Raw genomic sequence first — 16,315 nt, forward strand, 5'->3', positions numbered from 1 at the left:
GTTCCATGCGCAGCGGCCGGGTGGCCCGCCGTATCAGTCTGATAGTCATTCGGCGGAGCAGGCGGCGCATGGTAGTGGTGTCTAGCGCTGAGTATTGAGGACGGCCGGCTGATCCAGGCCGAAGTGGCGGCGGTAGCGCTCGTCCATGCGCTCCATCTTCAAGAGGACCGGGAAGTCGGCGGCGTTGAAATCCGGATCCCAGGCGGGTTCGCCGCAAACCTTGGCGCCCAGCTTCAGGTAACCCTTGATCAGCGGCGGCACGCGGGCCGGCAGGGTGCTGTTGAGCTTTTCGACCGGGTAGCGGTGCAGCGGCGTGACGCGCGGCTCGTCGCCTTGGGGCATCTGCTTGGCGACCGTGCGCCAGACTTCGGCTGCGGTGACGCCGTCGTCGCGCAGGCTGACGCTGGCGCAACCAAGCACATATTCGTAACCGCCACGGCGCAAGTATTCGGCAAGGCCAGACCACAACAGCATGATGACCGCGCCGCCACGGTAATCCGCGTGGGTGCACGAGCGGCCGACCTCGACGACTTCGTCGCGGATGGCGCCCAGTCCCGACAGGTCGAACTCAGACTGCGAGTAATAGCCGCCGGCTTCGAGGGCCTTTTCAGGGGTCAGTATCCGATAGGTGCCGACGACCCGGTCTGTGTCGAGCTCACGCACCATCAGGTGTTCACAGAAGGGATCGAAGCGGTCTTGTTCGATGCCATCTTGCGCATCTGGAAAGACGACACCCATGTCTTCCGTAAAGACGTCATAGCGCAGGCGTTGAATCTGCTCTATTTCTTCGGCGGTGCGCGCCAGGCCGACCGCCAGGACCTTCGGCGAGGCGCCCGTCCAGGGTTCTGCGGTACTGCGGCTCGGGTTGATGCGTGCTAATTCCAGCATTGCGCGAAGCTCCTAGAGAGTCCAGCCAGTGTGGACGCCCTGTATGTCAATGACTTGACCAATATGTTACGTGACTATGAAGATTAGGCCGGTACAGAAAGAGCATATAAACAAAGGCCACGCGGCGAATTTCGACGCGTGGCCCACATATTAAAACGAAAACTCAGGGTTTACCCCAGGCTTTGTGCAAGCTTCTCGGCCGAATTGGTCGCCAGCGCCTCGTCTTCGGCCTCGACCATCAGACGCAGCTTGGGTTCCGTCCCCGAAGCGCGGATCAGAATCCGGCCGCGGCCGTCCAGTTCGGCTTCGACAGCCTGGCGCGCCGCGGTCAGGCCGGGGTGCGTCTTCCAGTCCATGCCGGGCGTGAGCGGCACATTGATCATCTTCTGCGGATACATGCGCAGATCACTGACCCAATCGCCCAGCGCGGCCGAATTGCGGCGCAGCGCCGTCAGGACCTGCAAGGCGGCCACGATGCCATCGCCGGTGGAGTGGCAGTCCAGGCACAGCAGGTGGCCTGAGCTTTCGCCGCCATACAGCCAGCCGCGCGACTGCATCTGTTCCAGGACGTAGCGGTCGCCGACATTGGCGCGGTCAAAACCCACGCCCAGTCGCTTCATTTCGCGCTCGAAGCCGAAATTGGTCATCAGCGTGCCCACGACGCCTTCGACCTTGCCGCGCTGCATGCGCTCGCGCACGATGGCGTACATCAGCTCGTCGCCGTTGTAGATGCGGCCCTCGCCATCGACCATCTGCAGGCGGTCGGCGTCGCCGTCCAGCGCAATGCCAAGCTGGGCGCCGCGCGCCTTGACTTCCTTGGCCAGCAGCTCGGGGTGCAGCGCGCCCACGCCCTTGTTGATGTTGAAACCGTCCGGGTTCACGCCGATCGCGTGGACTTCGGCGCCCAGCTCACGGAAGACGTGCGGGGCGATGTTGTAGGCGGCGCCGTGCGCGGCGTCGACCACGATGGTCATGCCGTTCAGGTCCAGATCGTTGGGGAACGTGCTCTTGCAGAACTCGATGTAGCGGCCCTGGGCATCGCCCATGCGGCGCGCGCGCCCCAGGCCTTCGGAGCTGACGCAGCCCAGCGGCTCGTCCAGCGCGGCCTCGATATCGGCTTCGATGTCATCGGGCAGCTTCATGCCCTGCGCCGAGAAGAACTTGATGCCGTTGTCCTGGTAGGGATTGTGCGATGCGCTGATGACGATGCCGGCGACCAGGCGCAGAGCGCGGGTCAGGTAGGCCACGGCGGGCGTGGGGATCGGGCCGGCCAGCAGCACGTCGATGCCGGCGGCGGACAGCCCCGCCTCCAGCGCGGATTCCAGCATGTAGCCGGAAATCCGCGTGTCCTTGCCGATGACGACCTGGGGGCGCGTCGCGCCGCGCACCGCGTGCTCGCGCGCCAGCACGCGGCCAGCCGCGTAGCCCAGCCGCAGCGCGAATTCGGCGTTGATCACCGGACCGCCGACTTCACCGCGTACGCCATCGGTACCGAAATATTTGCGTCGAATCATGAACTGATAGCTCCTTGTTCAGCCGCCTGCCATACCTTAAGCGCATCCACGGTGGCCGCAACATCGTGCACGCGCACGATGGAGGCGCCACGCGCGACGCAGGCAAGCGCGGCGGCAATGCTGCCGGGCAGCCGGTCGCCGACCGGCCGGCCGGTGGCCTGGCCGATCATATTCTTGCGCGACAGGCCGATCAGCAATGGATAACCGGTGCTGCGCAGGCTGGACAGCCGGCGCAGCAGTTGAAAGTTCTGGTCGGCCGTCTTGCCGAACCCGAAACCCGGGTCCAGCACGATGCGCCGAGGATCGATCCAGGCCGCGCGCAGCTTTTGCGCGCGTGCCCCCAGGAACAGGCCGATTTCACCGATCAGGTCGGTGTACTCGGGCGGCGCCGCCTGCATGGTGCGCGGCTCGCCTTTCATGTGCATGACGCACAGGCCGCAGCGCGATTGCGAGACCGCCTCGATCGCGCCCGGCTGCCTGAAACCATAGATGTCGTTGATCATGTCCGCGCCCGCGTCCAGCGTGGCGCGCATGACCTCCGGCTTGAAGGTGTCGATGGACAGCGGCACGCCGCAGTCGCGCAGCGCCTCGACCACCGGCAGCAGCCGGTCCAGCTCGTCGGACACGGACACGGGGTCTGCGCCGGGCCGCGTGGACTCGCCGCCAAGATCCAGGATCTGCGCGCCTTCGTCGATCAGCCGGCGCGCATGCGCCACCGCGGAATCGGTATCGTCGTGCTGGCCGCCGTCGGAAAACGAGTCCGGCGTGACATTGACGATGCCCATGACAAGCGGGCGCTCGAGATCAAACTCGAAGCGCCCGCAAAGGAAGTTATTTGCCATAACCCAGAACGAAGGACCTCAGACCGCAGCTGCCGTGTTGCCGCCTGCAGCCAGGCCGGTCGGCGGCGTATCGGACGTATCCGACGGGCCTTGCGGCGTCTTCGGGGGACGCGGGGGGCGGCCCTCCATGATGTCGTTGATCTGGTCGGCGTCGATGGTTTCCCATTCGAGCAGCGCGGCGGTCATCACTTCGACCTTGTCGCGGTTGTCTTCCAGGATCTTGCGCGCAACGCCGTACTGCTCGTCGATGATGCGGCGGATCTCGGTGTCCACCTTCTGCATGGTGGCTTCGGACATGTGCGTGGTCTTGGTGACGCTGCGGCCCAGGAAGACTTCGCCTTCGTTCTCGGCGTAGACCATGGGGCCCAGTTCGTCGGTCATGCCGTAGCGCGTGACGATGTCGCGGGCGATGGCGGTGGCGCGTTCGAAGTCGTTCGAGGCGCCCGTCGTCATCTGGTCCATGAAGATCTCTTCCGCGATACGGCCGCCGAACAGCACGGCGATCGTGGACAGCAGGCGGCCCTTGTCCATGCTGTAGCGGTCGGTTTCCGGAAGCTGCATGGTCACGCCCAGCGCACGGCCGCGCGGGATGATGGTGACCTTGTGGACGGGGTCGGTCTTGGGCAGCATGCGCGCGACGATCGCGTGGCCGGACTCGTGGTACGCGGTGTTCTTGCGTTCCTCTTCGGGCATCACGATGGAGCGGCGCTCGGCGCCCATGATGATCTTGTCCTTGGCCTTTTCAAAGTCGGACATATCCACCGTGCGGCCATTGCGGCGGGCGGCGAACAGTGCGGCTTCGTTGACCAGGTTGGCCAGGTCGGCGCCGGAGAAGCCCGGGCAACCGCGCGCCAGGATGGTCGCGTCGACGTTGGGCGACAGCGGAACCTTGCGCATGTGAACCTTCAGGATCTGCTCGCGGCCACGGATATCGGGCAACGGCACGACAACCTGGCGGTCGAAACGGCCCGGACGCAGCAGCGCCGGATCCAGCACGTCGGGACGGTTGGTCGCGGCGATCACGATGACGCCCTGGCCGGATTCGAAGCCGTCCATTTCAACCAGCATCTGGTTCAGGGTCTGTTCGCGCTCGTCGTTGCCGCCACCCAGACCGGCGCCACGCTGGCGGCCGACCGCATCGATTTCGTCGATGAAGATGATGCAAGGCGCGTGCTTCTTGGCGTTTTCGAACATGTCGCGGACACGGGCCGCGCCCACGCCGACGAACATTTCAACGAAGTCCGAGCCGGAGATGCTGAAGAACGGCACCTTGGCTTCGCCGGCGATGGCCTTGGCCAGCAGCGTCTTGCCGGTACCGGGCGAGCCCACCATCAGCACGCCGCGCGGAATGCGGCCGCCCAGCTTCTGGAACTTGCTGGGGTCGCGCAGGAAGTCGACCAGTTCCTGGACGTCTTCCTTGGCTTCGTCGCAGCCGGCAACGTCGGCGAAGGTGATCTGGTTGGTGTTCTCGTCGAGCATCCGGGCGCGCGATTTGCCGAAGCTGAACGCGCCGCCCCTGCCACCGCCCTGCATCTGGCGCATGAAGAACACCCAGACGCCGATCAGCAGCAGCATGGGGAACCAGGACACGAAGATGCTCATCAGGAGCGACTGCTCTTCACGCGGCTTGCCCGACACCTGCACGCCGTACTTCAGCAGGTCGGAAACCATCCAGAGATCGCCGGGCGAAGTCAGCGTATAGGCGCGGCCCGCGTCCGGGGTGACGTACAGCACGTCGCCTTGAACGTCGACCTTGCGGATGCGTCCCGCCTTGGCGTCGTCCATGAACTGCGTGTAGGTCACGCCGTCCTGGGTCTGAGCGCGTCCGTCGAACTGTTTGAAGACGGTGAACAGCACCAGGGCTATCACCATCCAGACAGCGACTTTGGAAAATGAATTGTTCAAGGTCGATCTCCTGCTTTCGATTCCGACCGGCGACTGTGCACCCGCGTATGGCACAGTCACAAGTATGTCAATAGCCCATTCTAACCTGTAGGACGGAGTTGCGTCCTGGCAGCCGTGGGGCCCATTTAATTACATTTGATTCTTGAGTTTTCTGGTCGTTGTCTCGGCGGGCCGGGGTTTTCTTGGCCAGGGCACCTTGCCCCGGATGGATACGGAAGGGTTACTTCAGATCGCGCGCCACCAGAAAGGTTTCAGAGGACTTGTCCCGTGACGCCTTCGGTTTGCGTTCGACCACCCGGCGAAAGCGCTTTTTGAAGGATTCCACGATCTGCGAAAAGCCAGTGCCGTGGAATGCCTTGACGATCAGCGCCCCGTTGGGCTTGAGGTGGGCGCAGGAAAATTCCATCGCCAATTCGCACACATGCTGGATGCGCGCGGCATCGGCAATACCCACCCCGGACAAGTTGGGGGCCATGTCGGAAATAACAAGGTCCACCGCGCGGGTTCCGACCATGTCTTCCAATTGTTTCAAGACTTCGTCTTCGCGGAAGTCGCCCTGGATGAATTCCACGCCTGCCACGGGTTCCATGGGCAGGATGTCCAGCGCGATAATGCGGCCGTCCACGACGCCGCCCGGCCCCGCGAGCCGTTCGCGCGCCACCTGTGACCAGCTGCCGGGCGCGGAGCCCAGGTCGACGACCAGATCGCCGCGGCGCAGCAGCTTTTCGGTGTCGAGAATCTCGATCAGCTTGAAGGCGGCGCGGGCGCGATAGCCCTTCTGTTGCGCCAGCTTCACATAGGGATCGTTGATGTGCTGGTGAATCCAGTCTTTAGAGAATTTATTCTTGGCCATTACCGTACAATTCCACGCATGCCTATATTAGAACTTACCTCTCGTGAGCGCAGCGACCTGCGGTCCGCCGCTCACCCTCTGCGCCCTGTCGTCCTGATTGGCGACAACGGCCTGACCGACGCCGTGCTGAAGGAAATCGACCGGGCGCTGACGTCGCATGGCCTCATCAAGGTTCGCGCCGGCGGCGACGACCGCGAGGCCCGTGACGCCATGCTTGCCACGATCTGCGACACGCTATCGTGCGCGCCCGTGCATCACCTGGGCAAGACCCTGATCCTGTTCCGCCCGCTGCCCGGCAACATCAAGCCCGCCGCGCTGGCCGCCCAGGAGCCCGAAGCCCCCGCCAAGCGCCGCGCCTCTGAGCCGTACACGCCCAAGAAGCTGGCCGCCGAAGGCCGGACCCTTGCCAAGCGCCCGCGCCGCAGCGAGTCCGAAGAGCCCGCGCCCGCCAAGAAGCGTTACGTCCCCCAGGACGAACTCAACAAGAAGGGCAAGCCCATGCGGCCGTCCAACAAACGCGCCACCACCAGCGGCCACGGCATTCCGCGCCGCGCTGGCAGCGCGCTGAGCCTGCGCGCCGGAGCCCGCAGCGGCACCAGCCGCAAGACTGCAAAACGGTAAGTCCAGGCACAAAAACGGGCGCTTTACGCGCCCGGTCCACCATAGCGATCCGCAATGTACCGCGGAATTCAGACGAACGTTGCGTCAGGGCCAGGGTGGTTTGACATTTTTACTGCTTGACGGGTTTGCGTCAGATGTAACGCACACCCAGGACTTCATACTCGCGAACGCCAGCCGGGGCCATGACCTCGACCACGTCGCCTTCGCTCTTGCCGATCAGCGCGCGAGCCACAGGGCTGGACACGGAAATCAGGTTGGACTTGATATCAGCTTCGACGTCGCCGACGATCTGATAGGTGACGCGATCGCCCGAATCCAGGTCTTCGATGTCGACGGTGGCGCCAAACACGGCGCGGCCTTCGGCCTCGAGCGAGGACGGATCGATGATGTGGGCATTGGAAAGCGTGCCTTCAAGCTCGGCAATCCGGCCCTCGATGAAACCCTGGCGCTCGCGAGCGGCATCGTACTCGGCATTTTCCGACAGATCACCCTGCGCGCGAGCCTCGGCGATCGCGTTGATCACAGCAGGACGTTCGACGGTTTTCAGCCGTTGGAGCTCTTCTTGCAAGCGCTCGGCCCCGCGCACGGTCAAAGGAATGGCAGACATGTCGTTTCCCAAACAAAAAGTAGAAAAACGCCCCGAAGGAGCGTTCTCGGTGAAGGCCGCTGGACCGGCGCGCTTGCCATCTGATGCTTGAAAAAAACTGGCGAGCGGCGCGGGCGACCAAAACAAAACCCCGGCTCGGGTCGGAACCGGGGCAATCAAGTTCATATTGTGGTCAAACTTGCTGGGAAATGCAAGCCGCCGGAGAAAACGGCCTTTTCGGCGCATTTCGCCGCTGTAACCCGCTAAAACCCGCGATTTCGCGCCAAAAACGCTGGCGATGCCGCCCGTAGGGGCGAACCGTCATGCGGACTGCGGGTTTTTCGGGATCGGCTACCGCTGAAAAACACCTGAAAGATTGCCTGTGCGGCTTGAAACGGGGCGCCAGGGCGCCCCGGCCCGCAGCGTTTACTTCGTGCGGCGCAACAGCGCATAAAGGATGATGGCGCCGAAGGTGGCGGTACCGATGCCGCCCAGCGTGAAGTCGCCCAGCTTGATGGTGAAGTCGCCCGCGCCCAACACCAGCGTGACAGCTGCCACGATGAGATTGCGGTTGTCGGTGAAATCCACCTGATTGACGACCCAGATACGGGCGCCGGCAATGGCGATCAGACCGAAGACGACCACCGACATCCCGCCCAGCACGGGTCCCGGGATCGTCTGGATGAGCGCGCCGAACTTGGGCGAGAAGCCCAGGACGATCGCAATCAAGGCAGCAATCACGAACACCAGCGTGGAATAGATGCGCGTGACCGCCATGACGCCGATGTTCTCAGCGTAGGTGGTGACGCCCGTGCCGCCGACCGCGCCCGACACCATCGTCGCCACGCCGTCGCCCACGAATGCCCTGCCCAGGTAGCGGTCCAGGTCGCGCCCCGTCATGGCGCTGACGGCCTTCACGTGCCCCAGGTTTTCGGCCACCAGGATGATGGCGACCGGAACGATCAGGCCCATGGCCTCGGCCTTGAACACCGGCGCCGAGAACTGCGGCAGGCCGAACCACGCCGCGGCGGACACCGCGGAGAAATCGATGGGCTTGCCCAGGCCCAGGCCGTTGGCCAGCACCGCGTACACCACGCAGGCAAGGATCAGGCCGACCAGGATGAGCAGGCGCTGCACCATGCCGCGCGTGTAGACGGCGATGCCGCCGACGCAGACGATCGTGACGATGGCCATGGCGCTATCGAAGCCCGACGCGCCCATCGCGCCCTTGGCGGCGATGGGCGCGAGATTCAAGCCGATCACCGCCACCACCGCACCCGTGACGACCGGCGGCATGAGGGTATCGATCCAGTTGGCGCCGCCGCCTGCCCGGGCATTGACGATCCAGACGATGACGCCGATCAGCGTGTAAGCCAGACCGCAGGCAATGATGGCGCCCAGCGCGACACCGATGTTGGCGTTGGCCCCGCCGCCGGCATAGCCGGTCACCGCGATGACGCCGCCGATGAACGCGAAGCTGGAACCCAGGTAGCTGGGCACCCGGCCGCCCACGAACAGAAAGAAGATCAGCGTGCCGATGCCCGACATCAGGATGGCGACGTTGGGATCGAACCCCATGAGCAACGGCGCCAGGACAGTCGAGCCGAACATCGCGACGACGTGCTGTGCGCCCATGGCGACGTTCTTGGGCCAGGACAGCCGTTCGTCAGGCGCGATGATGACGCCGGGCTCGGCGTCGTCCGCCAGGCGCCAGCGCGGAAAGTAGGAGTTGGACATGGATTCCCCGGGGTGGTACGAGAGGGTTTCAAACTGCGAGCGGGCGCCAGTGTAAAGGGGGCCATCAAGCGGGGGCAACGTTTAAGTTTTGCCGGCCGATTGCCGTATTAGTGGAAACCCCGAAATCCCAGACAAAGGAACAGTCATGGCGATCAACAGCATCAGCGGCACCTCCCGGATCAGCAGCCTTGCAGATCTGTGGGCCGAGAAGATCCAGGCCAACAAGGAAGCGAAGAACGCTTCGGGGCAGGATGCGGTGTCGGTGACCGCGGAAGGCAAGATCCGCGTCAACAATCCGGGCGCCACCAAGGTCGGCAACGCGCAGGCCACCGAAGAAACCGACAACGAAGACGAATACACCCGTCAGATCAAGGAGTTGCAAAAGCAGCTCAAGCGCATCATGGATCAGATCGCCAAAGTGAAGGCAAGCGGCATGTCGGCCGAAATGAAGGCGCAGCAGATCATGGCGCTCAATGCCCAGGCGGTGCAGATCCAAGGCCAGATCTCGCAGCTCCTGGCGAAACAGGCGCAGGCGGCCAAACAGGCCGGCGTGTCGGCCCAAGCCTGATTCGGGCAAGCGATGTGGCGCCGTCACTGATGGCGCGCATCAAAATTTCTGATTGGACGCTCATCGGGCGTGCCGGTACTGTCTCCAGACAAATCTAAAACCACGGAGACAAACCATGCACGCTATGCGCACAGCCCTGGCCGGGGCGTTGCTGGCCGTTTGCGCGGCGCCGGCCCTGGCCGGCACCGTTACGGTGATCACGTCGTTCCCCAAGGACCTGACCCAGGCCTACAAGACCGCGTTCGAAAAAGCGAACCCAGGCATCACCCTGGAAATCCTGAACAAGAACACCGTGTCGGGCATCGCCTTCGTGCGCGAGACGCCGGCAGGCCAACGCCCCGAGGTCTTCTGGGCGAGTGCGCCCGATGCGTTCGAGGTGCTGGGGCGAGACAAGCTGCTGGCCAAGTCGGCCGACATCGCCAACAAGGATGTGCCCGACAAGATCGGCAGCTACCCCATCAACGATCCGGGCGGCATGTATCTAGGTCAGGCGCTGGCGGGCTACGGCATCATCTACAACACCCGGTACATCGCGGCGCACAAGATCCCGGCTCCCGTGGAATGGAAGGACCTGCTGTCGCCCAAGTGGTTCGGCCATGTGGGCATCACCTCGCCGTCGCGCTCGGGCACGATGCACCTGACGGTGGAGACCATCCTGCAGGGCGAAGGCTGGGATGAGGGCTGGAGCACGCTGCTTCGCATGTCGGGCAACAGCAGCGCCGTGACCGAGCGCTCGTTCGGCGTGCCGGACGGCGTGAACAACGGCCAGTTCGGCGCAGGCCCGGTCATCGACTTCTTCGGACTGTCGAGCAAGTATTCCAAGTTCCCGGTCGAATTCGTCTATCCCTCCGAGACGGCCATCGTCCCGGCCAACATCGCGCTGATCGAGGGCGCAAAGAACACCGAGGAAGGCAAGAAGTTCATCGCCTTCACGCTGAGCCAGGCAGGCCAGGAGCTGCTGCTGGAGCCGAAGATCTCGCGGCTGCCGGTGCTGCCCTACTCCGCCCTGGCCGGAAAGATCCCGCCGGGCTATCCCGACCCGGCGGAAATCGCCAAGCGCAGCAAGGTGCATTTCGATGCGGACCTGTCGCAGACGCGCTACTACGTCGTGCAGTCGCTGTACGACCAGACCGTGACGTTCCGGCTGAAAGAGCTGCAAGCGGCCACCAAAGCCATCTACGACGCCGAAGCCAAGCTGGGCGACAAGGCCAAGAGCGGCAAGGCTGCGGAACTGCTGGACCAGGCGCGTAAGCTGGCCTGGGCGCCGTTGGTGGACAGCAAGAAGGCGGCCGATCCTGCCTTCCTGGCGATCTTCGCGGGCAACAAGAAGGACGCGGCTGTCAATCAGCAGGTCACGCAGCTCGAGGGCGAGTGGAACGGCCGCGCGCGCGCCAACTACGAAGAAGCCGTCAAGCTGGCGCGGCAAGCCGCCGCACTCTGATACGCAGGACGCACTGAACGCGGCGAGCGGGCCTGACCTGCCCGCCGCGGGCAGCGCTTGTCTACTGGCAACGATTTTCGGGAATCTCGATGAATCATTCGGGCCATTCGCGCCTGCCCCCCGGCCCCGTCCTGGCGGCGCTGCTGGTGTTGGGCTTTCTGCTGCTGTTCCTGATCGTGCCGGTGGGCACGGTCTTTCACAGCGCCTTCGTCAACGCCGACGGCAGCTTCACGACCGGGCACTTCGGCGCCTTCTTCAACCAGCCGTTGATGCGCGAGGCGTTCTTCAACAGCCTGTATGTGGCGGGCTGGTCGGCGCTGCTGGCCTCGCTGATCGCGGTGCCGCTGGCGTACTTCACGGTGCGCTTCGATTTCCGGGGCGCCCTGCTGATCCAGACCCTGGGCGTGCTGCCGCTCATCATGCCGCCCTTCGTGGGCGCGGTCGCCATGCAGTTGATCTTCGGCCGCTCGGGCAGCGTGAACCTGCTGCTGAACGACTGGTTCGGCTTCACCATTCCGTTCATGGAAGGGCTGAACGGCGTGATCTTCGTCGAGGCCATCCATTATTTTCCGTTCATCCTGATGAACCTGGTCGTGGCGCTGCGCAACATCGACGGGGCCATGGAGGAAGCGGCCTTCAACCTGGGCTCGCGCGGCTTCCGGCTGTTTCGCCGCGTGATCTTTCCGCTTGCCCTGCCCGGCTACGTGGCCGGCGCGTCGCTGGTGTTCGTGAAGGTGTTCGACGACCTTGGCACGCCGCTGGTGCTTGGCACCACCAACATGCTGGCGCCGCAAGCTTATTTGCGCATCACGCAGGTCGGATTGGAGGACCCGCTGGGCTACGTGATCAGCGTCATCATGGTGGGCTTCTCGATCCTGGCGCTGTGGCTGTCGGCGCGGGTGCTCAAGGGGCGCGACTACTCCACGCTGCAGAAGGGCGGCAATTCGATCCAGAAGCGTAAGCTGGGACCGGTGGAAAGCGTGCTGGCGTATGGCTGGATCGTGCTGGTGCTGCTGCTGGTGCTGTCGCCGCACATCGGCGTGTTGCTGCTGTCGCTGGCCAGCGTCTGGAGCTACGCGCCGCTGCCGGACGGGTACACGCTGGCGCATTATTCCGCCGTGTTCTCCGAGTCGCAGGGCATGATCGCGAACACATTGCTTTACTGCGGGCTGGCGGCCGGGATCGACGTGATCCTGGGCACCGCAATTGCGTACCTGATGCTGCGCACCCGGCTGCCCGCGCGCCAATGGCTGGATTTTCTTGCCTCCGCGGCGCTGGCGATTCCCGGCATCGTGCTGGCGATCGGCTTTCTTCGCACTTTCCGCGGCATCGAGCTGCCAGGCACAGGCACGATGCTGACCTCGTCCTGGATCATCATCATGCTGGCGTATTCCGTGCGGCGGTTGCCGTATGCGCTGCGCTCGTGCGTGGCGGCGCTGCAGCAGATCCACGTGTCGCTTGAAGAAGCCGCCCAGTCCCTGGGCGCCACACGCATGAGCACGATCCGCCGCGTGGTGGTGCCGCTGATGGCGGGCGGCATGCTGGCGGGCTTTGTGACCAGCTTCGTCACCGCGGCCGTGGAACTGTCGGCCACCATCATGCTGGTGACCAAGGACAGCCAGGCGCCCATGAGCTATGGCATCTATCTCTACATGCAAAGCGCGGCGGGCCGGGGCCCGGGCGCCGCGCTGGGCGTCCTGGCGGTGGTCGCCGTGGGCATCGGCACATACATCTCGCACCTGCTGGTGGACCGTGCGTCCAAACGCCAGCAGCCGGCGCGCAATGAAGGGGAATCCGCATGAAGAAAGTCAGCGTCGAATGCCGCAACATTAAGCTTTCCTACGGCAACACCGAAGTGCTCAAGGACGTCAGCATCAGCATCGAGCCGGGCGAGTTCTTCGCGCTGCTCGGGCCGTCGGGATCCGGCAAGTCCACGTTGCTGCGGCTGATCGCGGGGTTCAACCGGCACAGCGCGGGCCAACTGCTGGTGGATGGCAAGGACATCAGCGGCACCCCGCCCTGGCACCGCAACATCGGCATGGTGTTTCAGAACTACGCGCTGTGGCCGCACATGACGGTGTGGGACAACGTGGCGTTCGGGCTGGTCGAGCGCAAGCTGCCGCGCGCCGAGATCCGCACCAAGGTCGAAGCCGCGCTCGATCTGGTCGGCCTGTCCCAATATGCCAAGCGGCGACCAAACCAACTGTCCGGCGGCCAGCAGCAGCGGGTGGCGCTGGCGCGCACCATCGTGATCGAACCGCAGGTGCTGCTGCTGGATGAACCCCTGTCCAACCTGGACAAGAAGCTGCGCGTGCAGATGCGCCAGGACCTCCTGAGCCTGCAGCGCCGCCTGGGGATCACGACGATCTTCGTCACGCACGACCAGGAAGAAGCGATGACCACCGCCGACCGCATGGCGGTGCTGGACCACGGCGTGGTGCAGCAGATCGGCGCGCCCAGCACGCTGTTCGACTATCCGGTGAACCGCTTTGTGGCGAACTTCGTGGGCACGATGAATGTGCTGGAAGGCAACGTGCGCGAGCGCACCAGCAGCAGCGTGACGCTGGCGGTGGACGGCGTGGGCGACCTGCATCTGCCGCTGGCGGGCGACGCGCCCGCGGCCACGCGGCTGGCGGCAAGTTTCCGGCCCCACACGGTGCAGATCGAGATGGCGGACGGCCTGGGCGATGCGCGCTACGTCTGGCTGCCCGGCATTGTCGAAAGCAGCGAATTCCTGGGCGAATTCACGCGCTATCAGGTGCAGGTCGGCGAACAGCGCCTGACCGCGGACCAGGCGCATCTGGCCGGGCTGTCGCCGTTTCCGGCGGGCGCGCCGGTATCCGTGGGCCTGGAGCCGACACAGGTGCGGTTGCTGGCGGCCTGACCTACACTCGCGGCCATGGAAATCTACCAGATCCGCGCCTTCGTCACGGTCGCCCGGCTGGGCAACCTGACGAAGGCGGCAGAGGCGCTGTCGCTGACGCAGCCCGCCGTGACAGCACAGATCAAGGCGCTGGAGCAGAGCCTGGGCGTGGCGCTGTTCGATCGCAGCGGCGGCCGCCTGGCTCTCGCCAAGGCAGGCGAAGTATTGCTGCCAACGGCGGAATCGCTGCTGGTGCTGGGCGCGCAGTTCAAGTCCGAGGCGCAGCAGCTGCAGGGCAATCTGCACGGCATCGTCGAGCTGGGCGTACCCAGTGAAAAGCCCGATTTCCTGCGGCTGGGCGAGCTGGCGTCGGCCGTGACGCAGCGCTTGCCGCTGGTTGAGTTAAAGACGCAGACGCAGCCCGCAGCGACGCTGGCCGAACAGGTGAGCACGGGCCGTCTGCCTGCCGCATTGACCATCGCGGCCAACGCGCCGCGCGGCGTGCTGTGGCAACCGCTGCGCAGTGTGCGCTACCGCATCGCCATGCCCGGCGAGCACGCGGCGGTGCTCAAACGCGGCGGCTGGCGCGAAGTGGCGCAACTGCCGTGGCTGGACGGGCAGTCCGGCAGCCACACGCATCTGCTGTTGCGCGATATGTTCGAACGGCACGGCCTGTCGCCGCGCATCGTGATGCAGAACGACGACCAGGCCAACATGGACGCGCTGGTGCGGGCCGGCGCGGGCTGCGCGCTGCTGCGCGAGGAAACCGCGCTGGCGGGCGCGGCGTCCAACGACTTCATCGTGTGGGGCCAGGCGCGCGTGGACGCCGTGCTGGGCTTCATGCTGCCTTACGAACGCGCTAGCGAGCCCGCGCTGGTCGCGTTAAGCTCGATCATTCAAGCCATCTGGAAACCGCGCGCGCCCATCGCGCCCACCCAGGCTTAAGGCTCAATTCCCGCAACAAGACTGCAATGACTGAAATCTGGTTTATCCGCCACGGCGAAACCGACTGGAATCGCCAGCGGCGCCTGCAAGGCTGGCAAGACATCCCCCTGAACGAATTCGGCATCAACCAGGCCAGCCTGCTGGCCTCGCGCCTGCACGACGAGGCCAAGCACACGCCCATCCACGCGATCTACAGCAGCGATCTGCAGCGCGCGCACGCGACCGCCGTGCCCGTCTCGGAGCAGCTTGGCCTGCGCGTGCGCGTGGAGCCCGGCATCCGCGAGCGGGGTTTCGGTGTGCTGGAAGGCCTGGACCATGAGCGCATCGACGTGCTGGCGCCGGAGGCCGCGGCCGCCTGGAAGAGCCGCGATCCGCTGCGACCGCTGGACGGCGGCGAAACGCTGGGCCAGTTCCAGTCGCGCGTCATCAGCACGGTCGACGATATCGCCAGCCGCCATGAAGGCGAGCGCATCCTGCTGTTCACCCACGGCGGCGTGCTGGACATCATCTGGCGCCATGCCTCGGGCGTGCCGCTTAACGCGCCGCGCGACGCCGCGCTGCTCAATGTCAGCATCAACCGCGTCGGCGTTGATGGACGCAAATGGGAAGTATTGGACTGGGGCGATGTCAGCCACGTGGCAGCCGAGGTCGGCGACGACGTGGTGCCTTGAATCGGCCCCGGGGGTCTGTGGGTGCCTGAAACCCCTGGAGCAGGTGCGACAGTTGAAGGTCGTTTCCGCCGGGTGTCAGACACCTGTGCACAACGCAGCCAGGCTCAGGCCGTCTTGCGCGGCTTGCGGGGAGCGTTGCGGGCGAGCCTGTCGTACACGGCGTTGGGCAGCAGGCGCATCAGCTTGGCCACCACGCCCATCTGCCACGGAATCACCGTGTAGCTCGTGCCCCTGTCGATTGCCGCGCGGGCGCGCGACGCGAAGGCGTCGGCTTCCATCAGGAAGGGCATCGAGTACGGGTTGTGCGCCGTCATGGCGGTTTTGATGTAGCCGGGTGCGATCGTCACCACGCCAATGCCCTGGGCGGCCAGTTCAAGCCGCAGGCTTTCGCAATACGTCACCACCGCCGACTTGGAGGCGCTGTAGGCGCCCGCCCCGGGCAGGCCGCGCACACCGGCCACGCTGGCGATACCGACCAGCCGTCCCGCCCCCGCCGCGCGCATTGGTCCAATGAAGGGCTCGAAGGTGGACACCGTGGCCAGCAGGTTGGTGTCGACGATAGCCTTGAACACGTCGAAATCCTCGCCATGGTCGGTCAGCGTGCCGGCACTGATGCCCGCGCTGGCGATGACCACGTCCACCTTGCCCTGGCAGAACGCGATGAAGTCCTGCGCCGCGGCATGCAGCGCCTGGCGGTCGCGCACATCGACGGCATAGCAGCGGTGGGCGCCAGGCAGACTGCCGGCCAGCTCCTGCAGCGCGTCCTCGCGCCGGCCCAGCAGGCCCAGCGTGGCGCCCGAGGCGGCGTATTGCTGCGCCAGCGCGCGGCCGAGCCCGCTGCTGGCGCCGGTAATGAAGACGTTGACCATGTGTGCCCGTCG

General features: G+C 65.0%; 15 protein-coding genes. 7 read left to right on the forward strand and 8 right to left on the reverse strand.

Features of this window, described 5'->3' with window-relative positions:
• Positions 1 to 81: 81 nt before the first annotated feature.
• The 5 genes from HV786_RS16710 to HV786_RS16730 all read right to left on the reverse strand — a co-directional run bounded on the left by HV786_RS16710 (position 82) and on the right by HV786_RS16730 (position 6,002).
• Entirely contained in the window at positions 82 to 888 is an 807-nt protein-coding gene (locus tag HV786_RS16710) for a GNAT family N-acetyltransferase (RefSeq protein WP_128827363.1), read from the reverse strand.
• Positions 889 to 1,058: 170 nt separating this feature from the next.
• Positions 1,059 to 2,402, reverse strand: coding sequence for a phosphoglucosamine mutase (glmM, locus tag HV786_RS16715; RefSeq protein ID WP_056326842.1), 1,344 nt, complete (start codon positions 2,400 to 2,402; stop codon positions 1,059 to 1,061).
• Positions 2,399 to 3,244 carry a dihydropteroate synthase gene (gene folP / locus HV786_RS16720; RefSeq protein ID WP_056326840.1) on the reverse strand — a complete coding sequence of 282 codons (846 nt, stop codon included), beginning with the start codon at positions 3,242 to 3,244 and terminating at the stop codon, positions 2,399 to 2,401. Before folP ends, glmM begins: the two co-directional genes overlap by 4 nt.
• 18 nt (positions 3,245 to 3,262) lie before the next feature.
• Positions 3,263 to 5,149, reverse strand: a complete 1,887-nt coding sequence (ftsH, locus tag HV786_RS16725; protein ID WP_062841739.1) for an ATP-dependent zinc metalloprotease FtsH — start codon at positions 5,147 to 5,149, stop codon at positions 3,263 to 3,265.
• Between the two features lie 220 nt (positions 5,150 to 5,369).
• Complete coding sequence (locus tag HV786_RS16730; RefSeq protein WP_056326836.1) at positions 5,370 to 6,002, reverse strand: RlmE family RNA methyltransferase; 633 nt, start codon at positions 6,000 to 6,002, stop codon at positions 5,370 to 5,372.
• Positions 6,003 to 6,020: 18 nt separating this feature from the next.
• Here HV786_RS16730 and HV786_RS16735 point away from each other — a divergent pair, with 18 nt between their 5' ends.
• Positions 6,021 to 6,623 carry a YhbY family RNA-binding protein gene (locus HV786_RS16735; RefSeq protein ID WP_056326834.1) on the forward strand — a complete coding sequence of 201 codons (603 nt, stop codon included), beginning with the start codon at positions 6,021 to 6,023 and terminating at the stop codon, positions 6,621 to 6,623.
• Positions 6,624 to 6,753: 130 nt separating this feature from the next.
• Here HV786_RS16735 and greA read toward each other — a convergent pair whose 3' ends face one another.
• Entirely contained in the window at positions 6,754 to 7,230 is a 477-nt protein-coding gene (gene greA, locus HV786_RS16740; RefSeq protein WP_008158056.1) for a transcription elongation factor GreA, read from the reverse strand.
• 405 nt (positions 7,231 to 7,635) lie between these two features.
• Complete coding sequence (locus HV786_RS16745; RefSeq protein WP_062841738.1) at positions 7,636 to 8,946, reverse strand: solute carrier family 23 protein; 1,311 nt, start codon at positions 8,944 to 8,946, stop codon at positions 7,636 to 7,638.
• A gap of 145 nt (positions 8,947 to 9,091) precedes the next feature.
• Between HV786_RS16745 and HV786_RS16750 the strand changes: the two genes are divergently transcribed.
• From HV786_RS16750 to HV786_RS16775, 6 genes are all read left to right on the forward strand, one after another.
• The gene (locus HV786_RS16750) at positions 9,092 to 9,514 is read left to right on the forward strand and encodes a FlxA-like family protein (RefSeq protein ID WP_128827362.1); all 423 of its coding nucleotides are present in this window, start codon (positions 9,092 to 9,094) and stop codon (positions 9,512 to 9,514) included.
• Positions 9,515 to 9,629: 115 nt separating this feature from the next.
• A complete protein-coding gene (locus HV786_RS16755; protein WP_128827361.1) occupies positions 9,630 to 10,955 on the forward strand; it encodes an ABC transporter substrate-binding protein in 1,326 nt (441 codons plus the stop codon).
• 89 nt (positions 10,956 to 11,044) lie between these two features.
• Positions 11,045 to 12,757, forward strand: a complete 1,713-nt coding sequence (locus HV786_RS16760; protein WP_128827360.1) for an ABC transporter permease — start codon at positions 11,045 to 11,047, stop codon at positions 12,755 to 12,757.
• On the forward strand, positions 12,754 to 13,839 hold the full coding sequence (locus tag HV786_RS16765) for an ABC transporter ATP-binding protein (protein ID WP_128827359.1): 1,086 nt from the start codon (positions 12,754 to 12,756) through the stop codon (positions 13,837 to 13,839). Before HV786_RS16760 ends, HV786_RS16765 begins: the two co-directional genes overlap by 4 nt.
• Positions 13,840 to 13,854: 15 nt before the next feature.
• Positions 13,855 to 14,763 carry a LysR family transcriptional regulator gene (locus HV786_RS16770; protein WP_175211299.1) on the forward strand — a complete coding sequence of 303 codons (909 nt, stop codon included), beginning with the start codon at positions 13,855 to 13,857 and terminating at the stop codon, positions 14,761 to 14,763.
• Between the two features lie 26 nt (positions 14,764 to 14,789).
• A complete protein-coding gene (locus tag HV786_RS16775; RefSeq protein WP_128827357.1) occupies positions 14,790 to 15,434 on the forward strand; it encodes a histidine phosphatase family protein in 645 nt (214 codons plus the stop codon).
• A 104-nt stretch (positions 15,435 to 15,538) separates the two neighbouring features.
• Here the strand turns inward: HV786_RS16775 and HV786_RS16780 are convergent, their stop codons facing one another.
• Positions 15,539 to 16,303, reverse strand: a complete 765-nt coding sequence (locus tag HV786_RS16780; RefSeq protein ID WP_175211301.1) for an SDR family oxidoreductase — start codon at positions 16,301 to 16,303, stop codon at positions 15,539 to 15,541.
• Positions 16,304 to 16,315: the final 12 nt, after the last annotated feature.

The sequence above is a fragment of the Achromobacter mucicolens genome (assembly GCF_902859725.1).
Taxonomy (GTDB): domain Bacteria; phylum Pseudomonadota; class Gammaproteobacteria; order Burkholderiales; family Burkholderiaceae_B; genus Achromobacter; species Achromobacter mucicolens.

Bases quoted from the DNA above. Each gene is read 5' to 3' on its own strand.
- folP (WP_056326840.1), bottom strand. From the start codon at position 3,244: ATGGCAAATAACTTCCTTTGCGGGCGCTTCGAGTTTGATCTCGAGCGC.
- glmM (WP_056326842.1), bottom strand. From the start codon at position 2,402: ATGATTCGACGCAAATATTTCGGTACCGATGGCGTACGCGGTGAAGTC.
- HV786_RS16770 (WP_175211299.1), top strand. From the start codon at position 13,855: ATGGAAATCTACCAGATCCGCGCCTTCGTCACGGTCGCCCGGCTGGGC.
- HV786_RS16780 (WP_175211301.1), bottom strand. From the start codon at position 16,303: ATGGTCAACGTCTTCATTACCGGCGCCAGCAGCGGGCTCGGCCGCGCG.
- HV786_RS16735 (WP_056326834.1), top strand. From the start codon at position 6,021: ATGCCTATATTAGAACTTACCTCTCGTGAGCGCAGCGACCTGCGGTCC.
- greA (WP_008158056.1), bottom strand. From the start codon at position 7,230: ATGTCTGCCATTCCTTTGACCGTGCGCGGGGCCGAGCGCTTGCAAGAA.
- HV786_RS16710 (WP_128827363.1), bottom strand. From the start codon at position 888: ATGCTGGAATTAGCACGCATCAACCCGAGCCGCAGTACCGCAGAACCC.
- HV786_RS16745 (WP_062841738.1), bottom strand. From the start codon at position 8,946: ATGTCCAACTCCTACTTTCCGCGCTGGCGCCTGGCGGACGACGCCGAG.
- HV786_RS16765 (WP_128827359.1), top strand. From the start codon at position 12,754: ATGAAGAAAGTCAGCGTCGAATGCCGCAACATTAAGCTTTCCTACGGC.
- HV786_RS16730 (WP_056326836.1), bottom strand. From the start codon at position 6,002: ATGGCCAAGAATAAATTCTCTAAAGACTGGATTCACCAGCACATCAAC.
- HV786_RS16750 (WP_128827362.1), top strand. From the start codon at position 9,092: ATGGCGATCAACAGCATCAGCGGCACCTCCCGGATCAGCAGCCTTGCA.
- HV786_RS16755 (WP_128827361.1), top strand. From the start codon at position 9,630: ATGCACGCTATGCGCACAGCCCTGGCCGGGGCGTTGCTGGCCGTTTGC.
- HV786_RS16760 (WP_128827360.1), top strand. From the start codon at position 11,045: ATGAATCATTCGGGCCATTCGCGCCTGCCCCCCGGCCCCGTCCTGGCG.
- HV786_RS16775 (WP_128827357.1), top strand. From the start codon at position 14,790: ATGACTGAAATCTGGTTTATCCGCCACGGCGAAACCGACTGGAATCGC.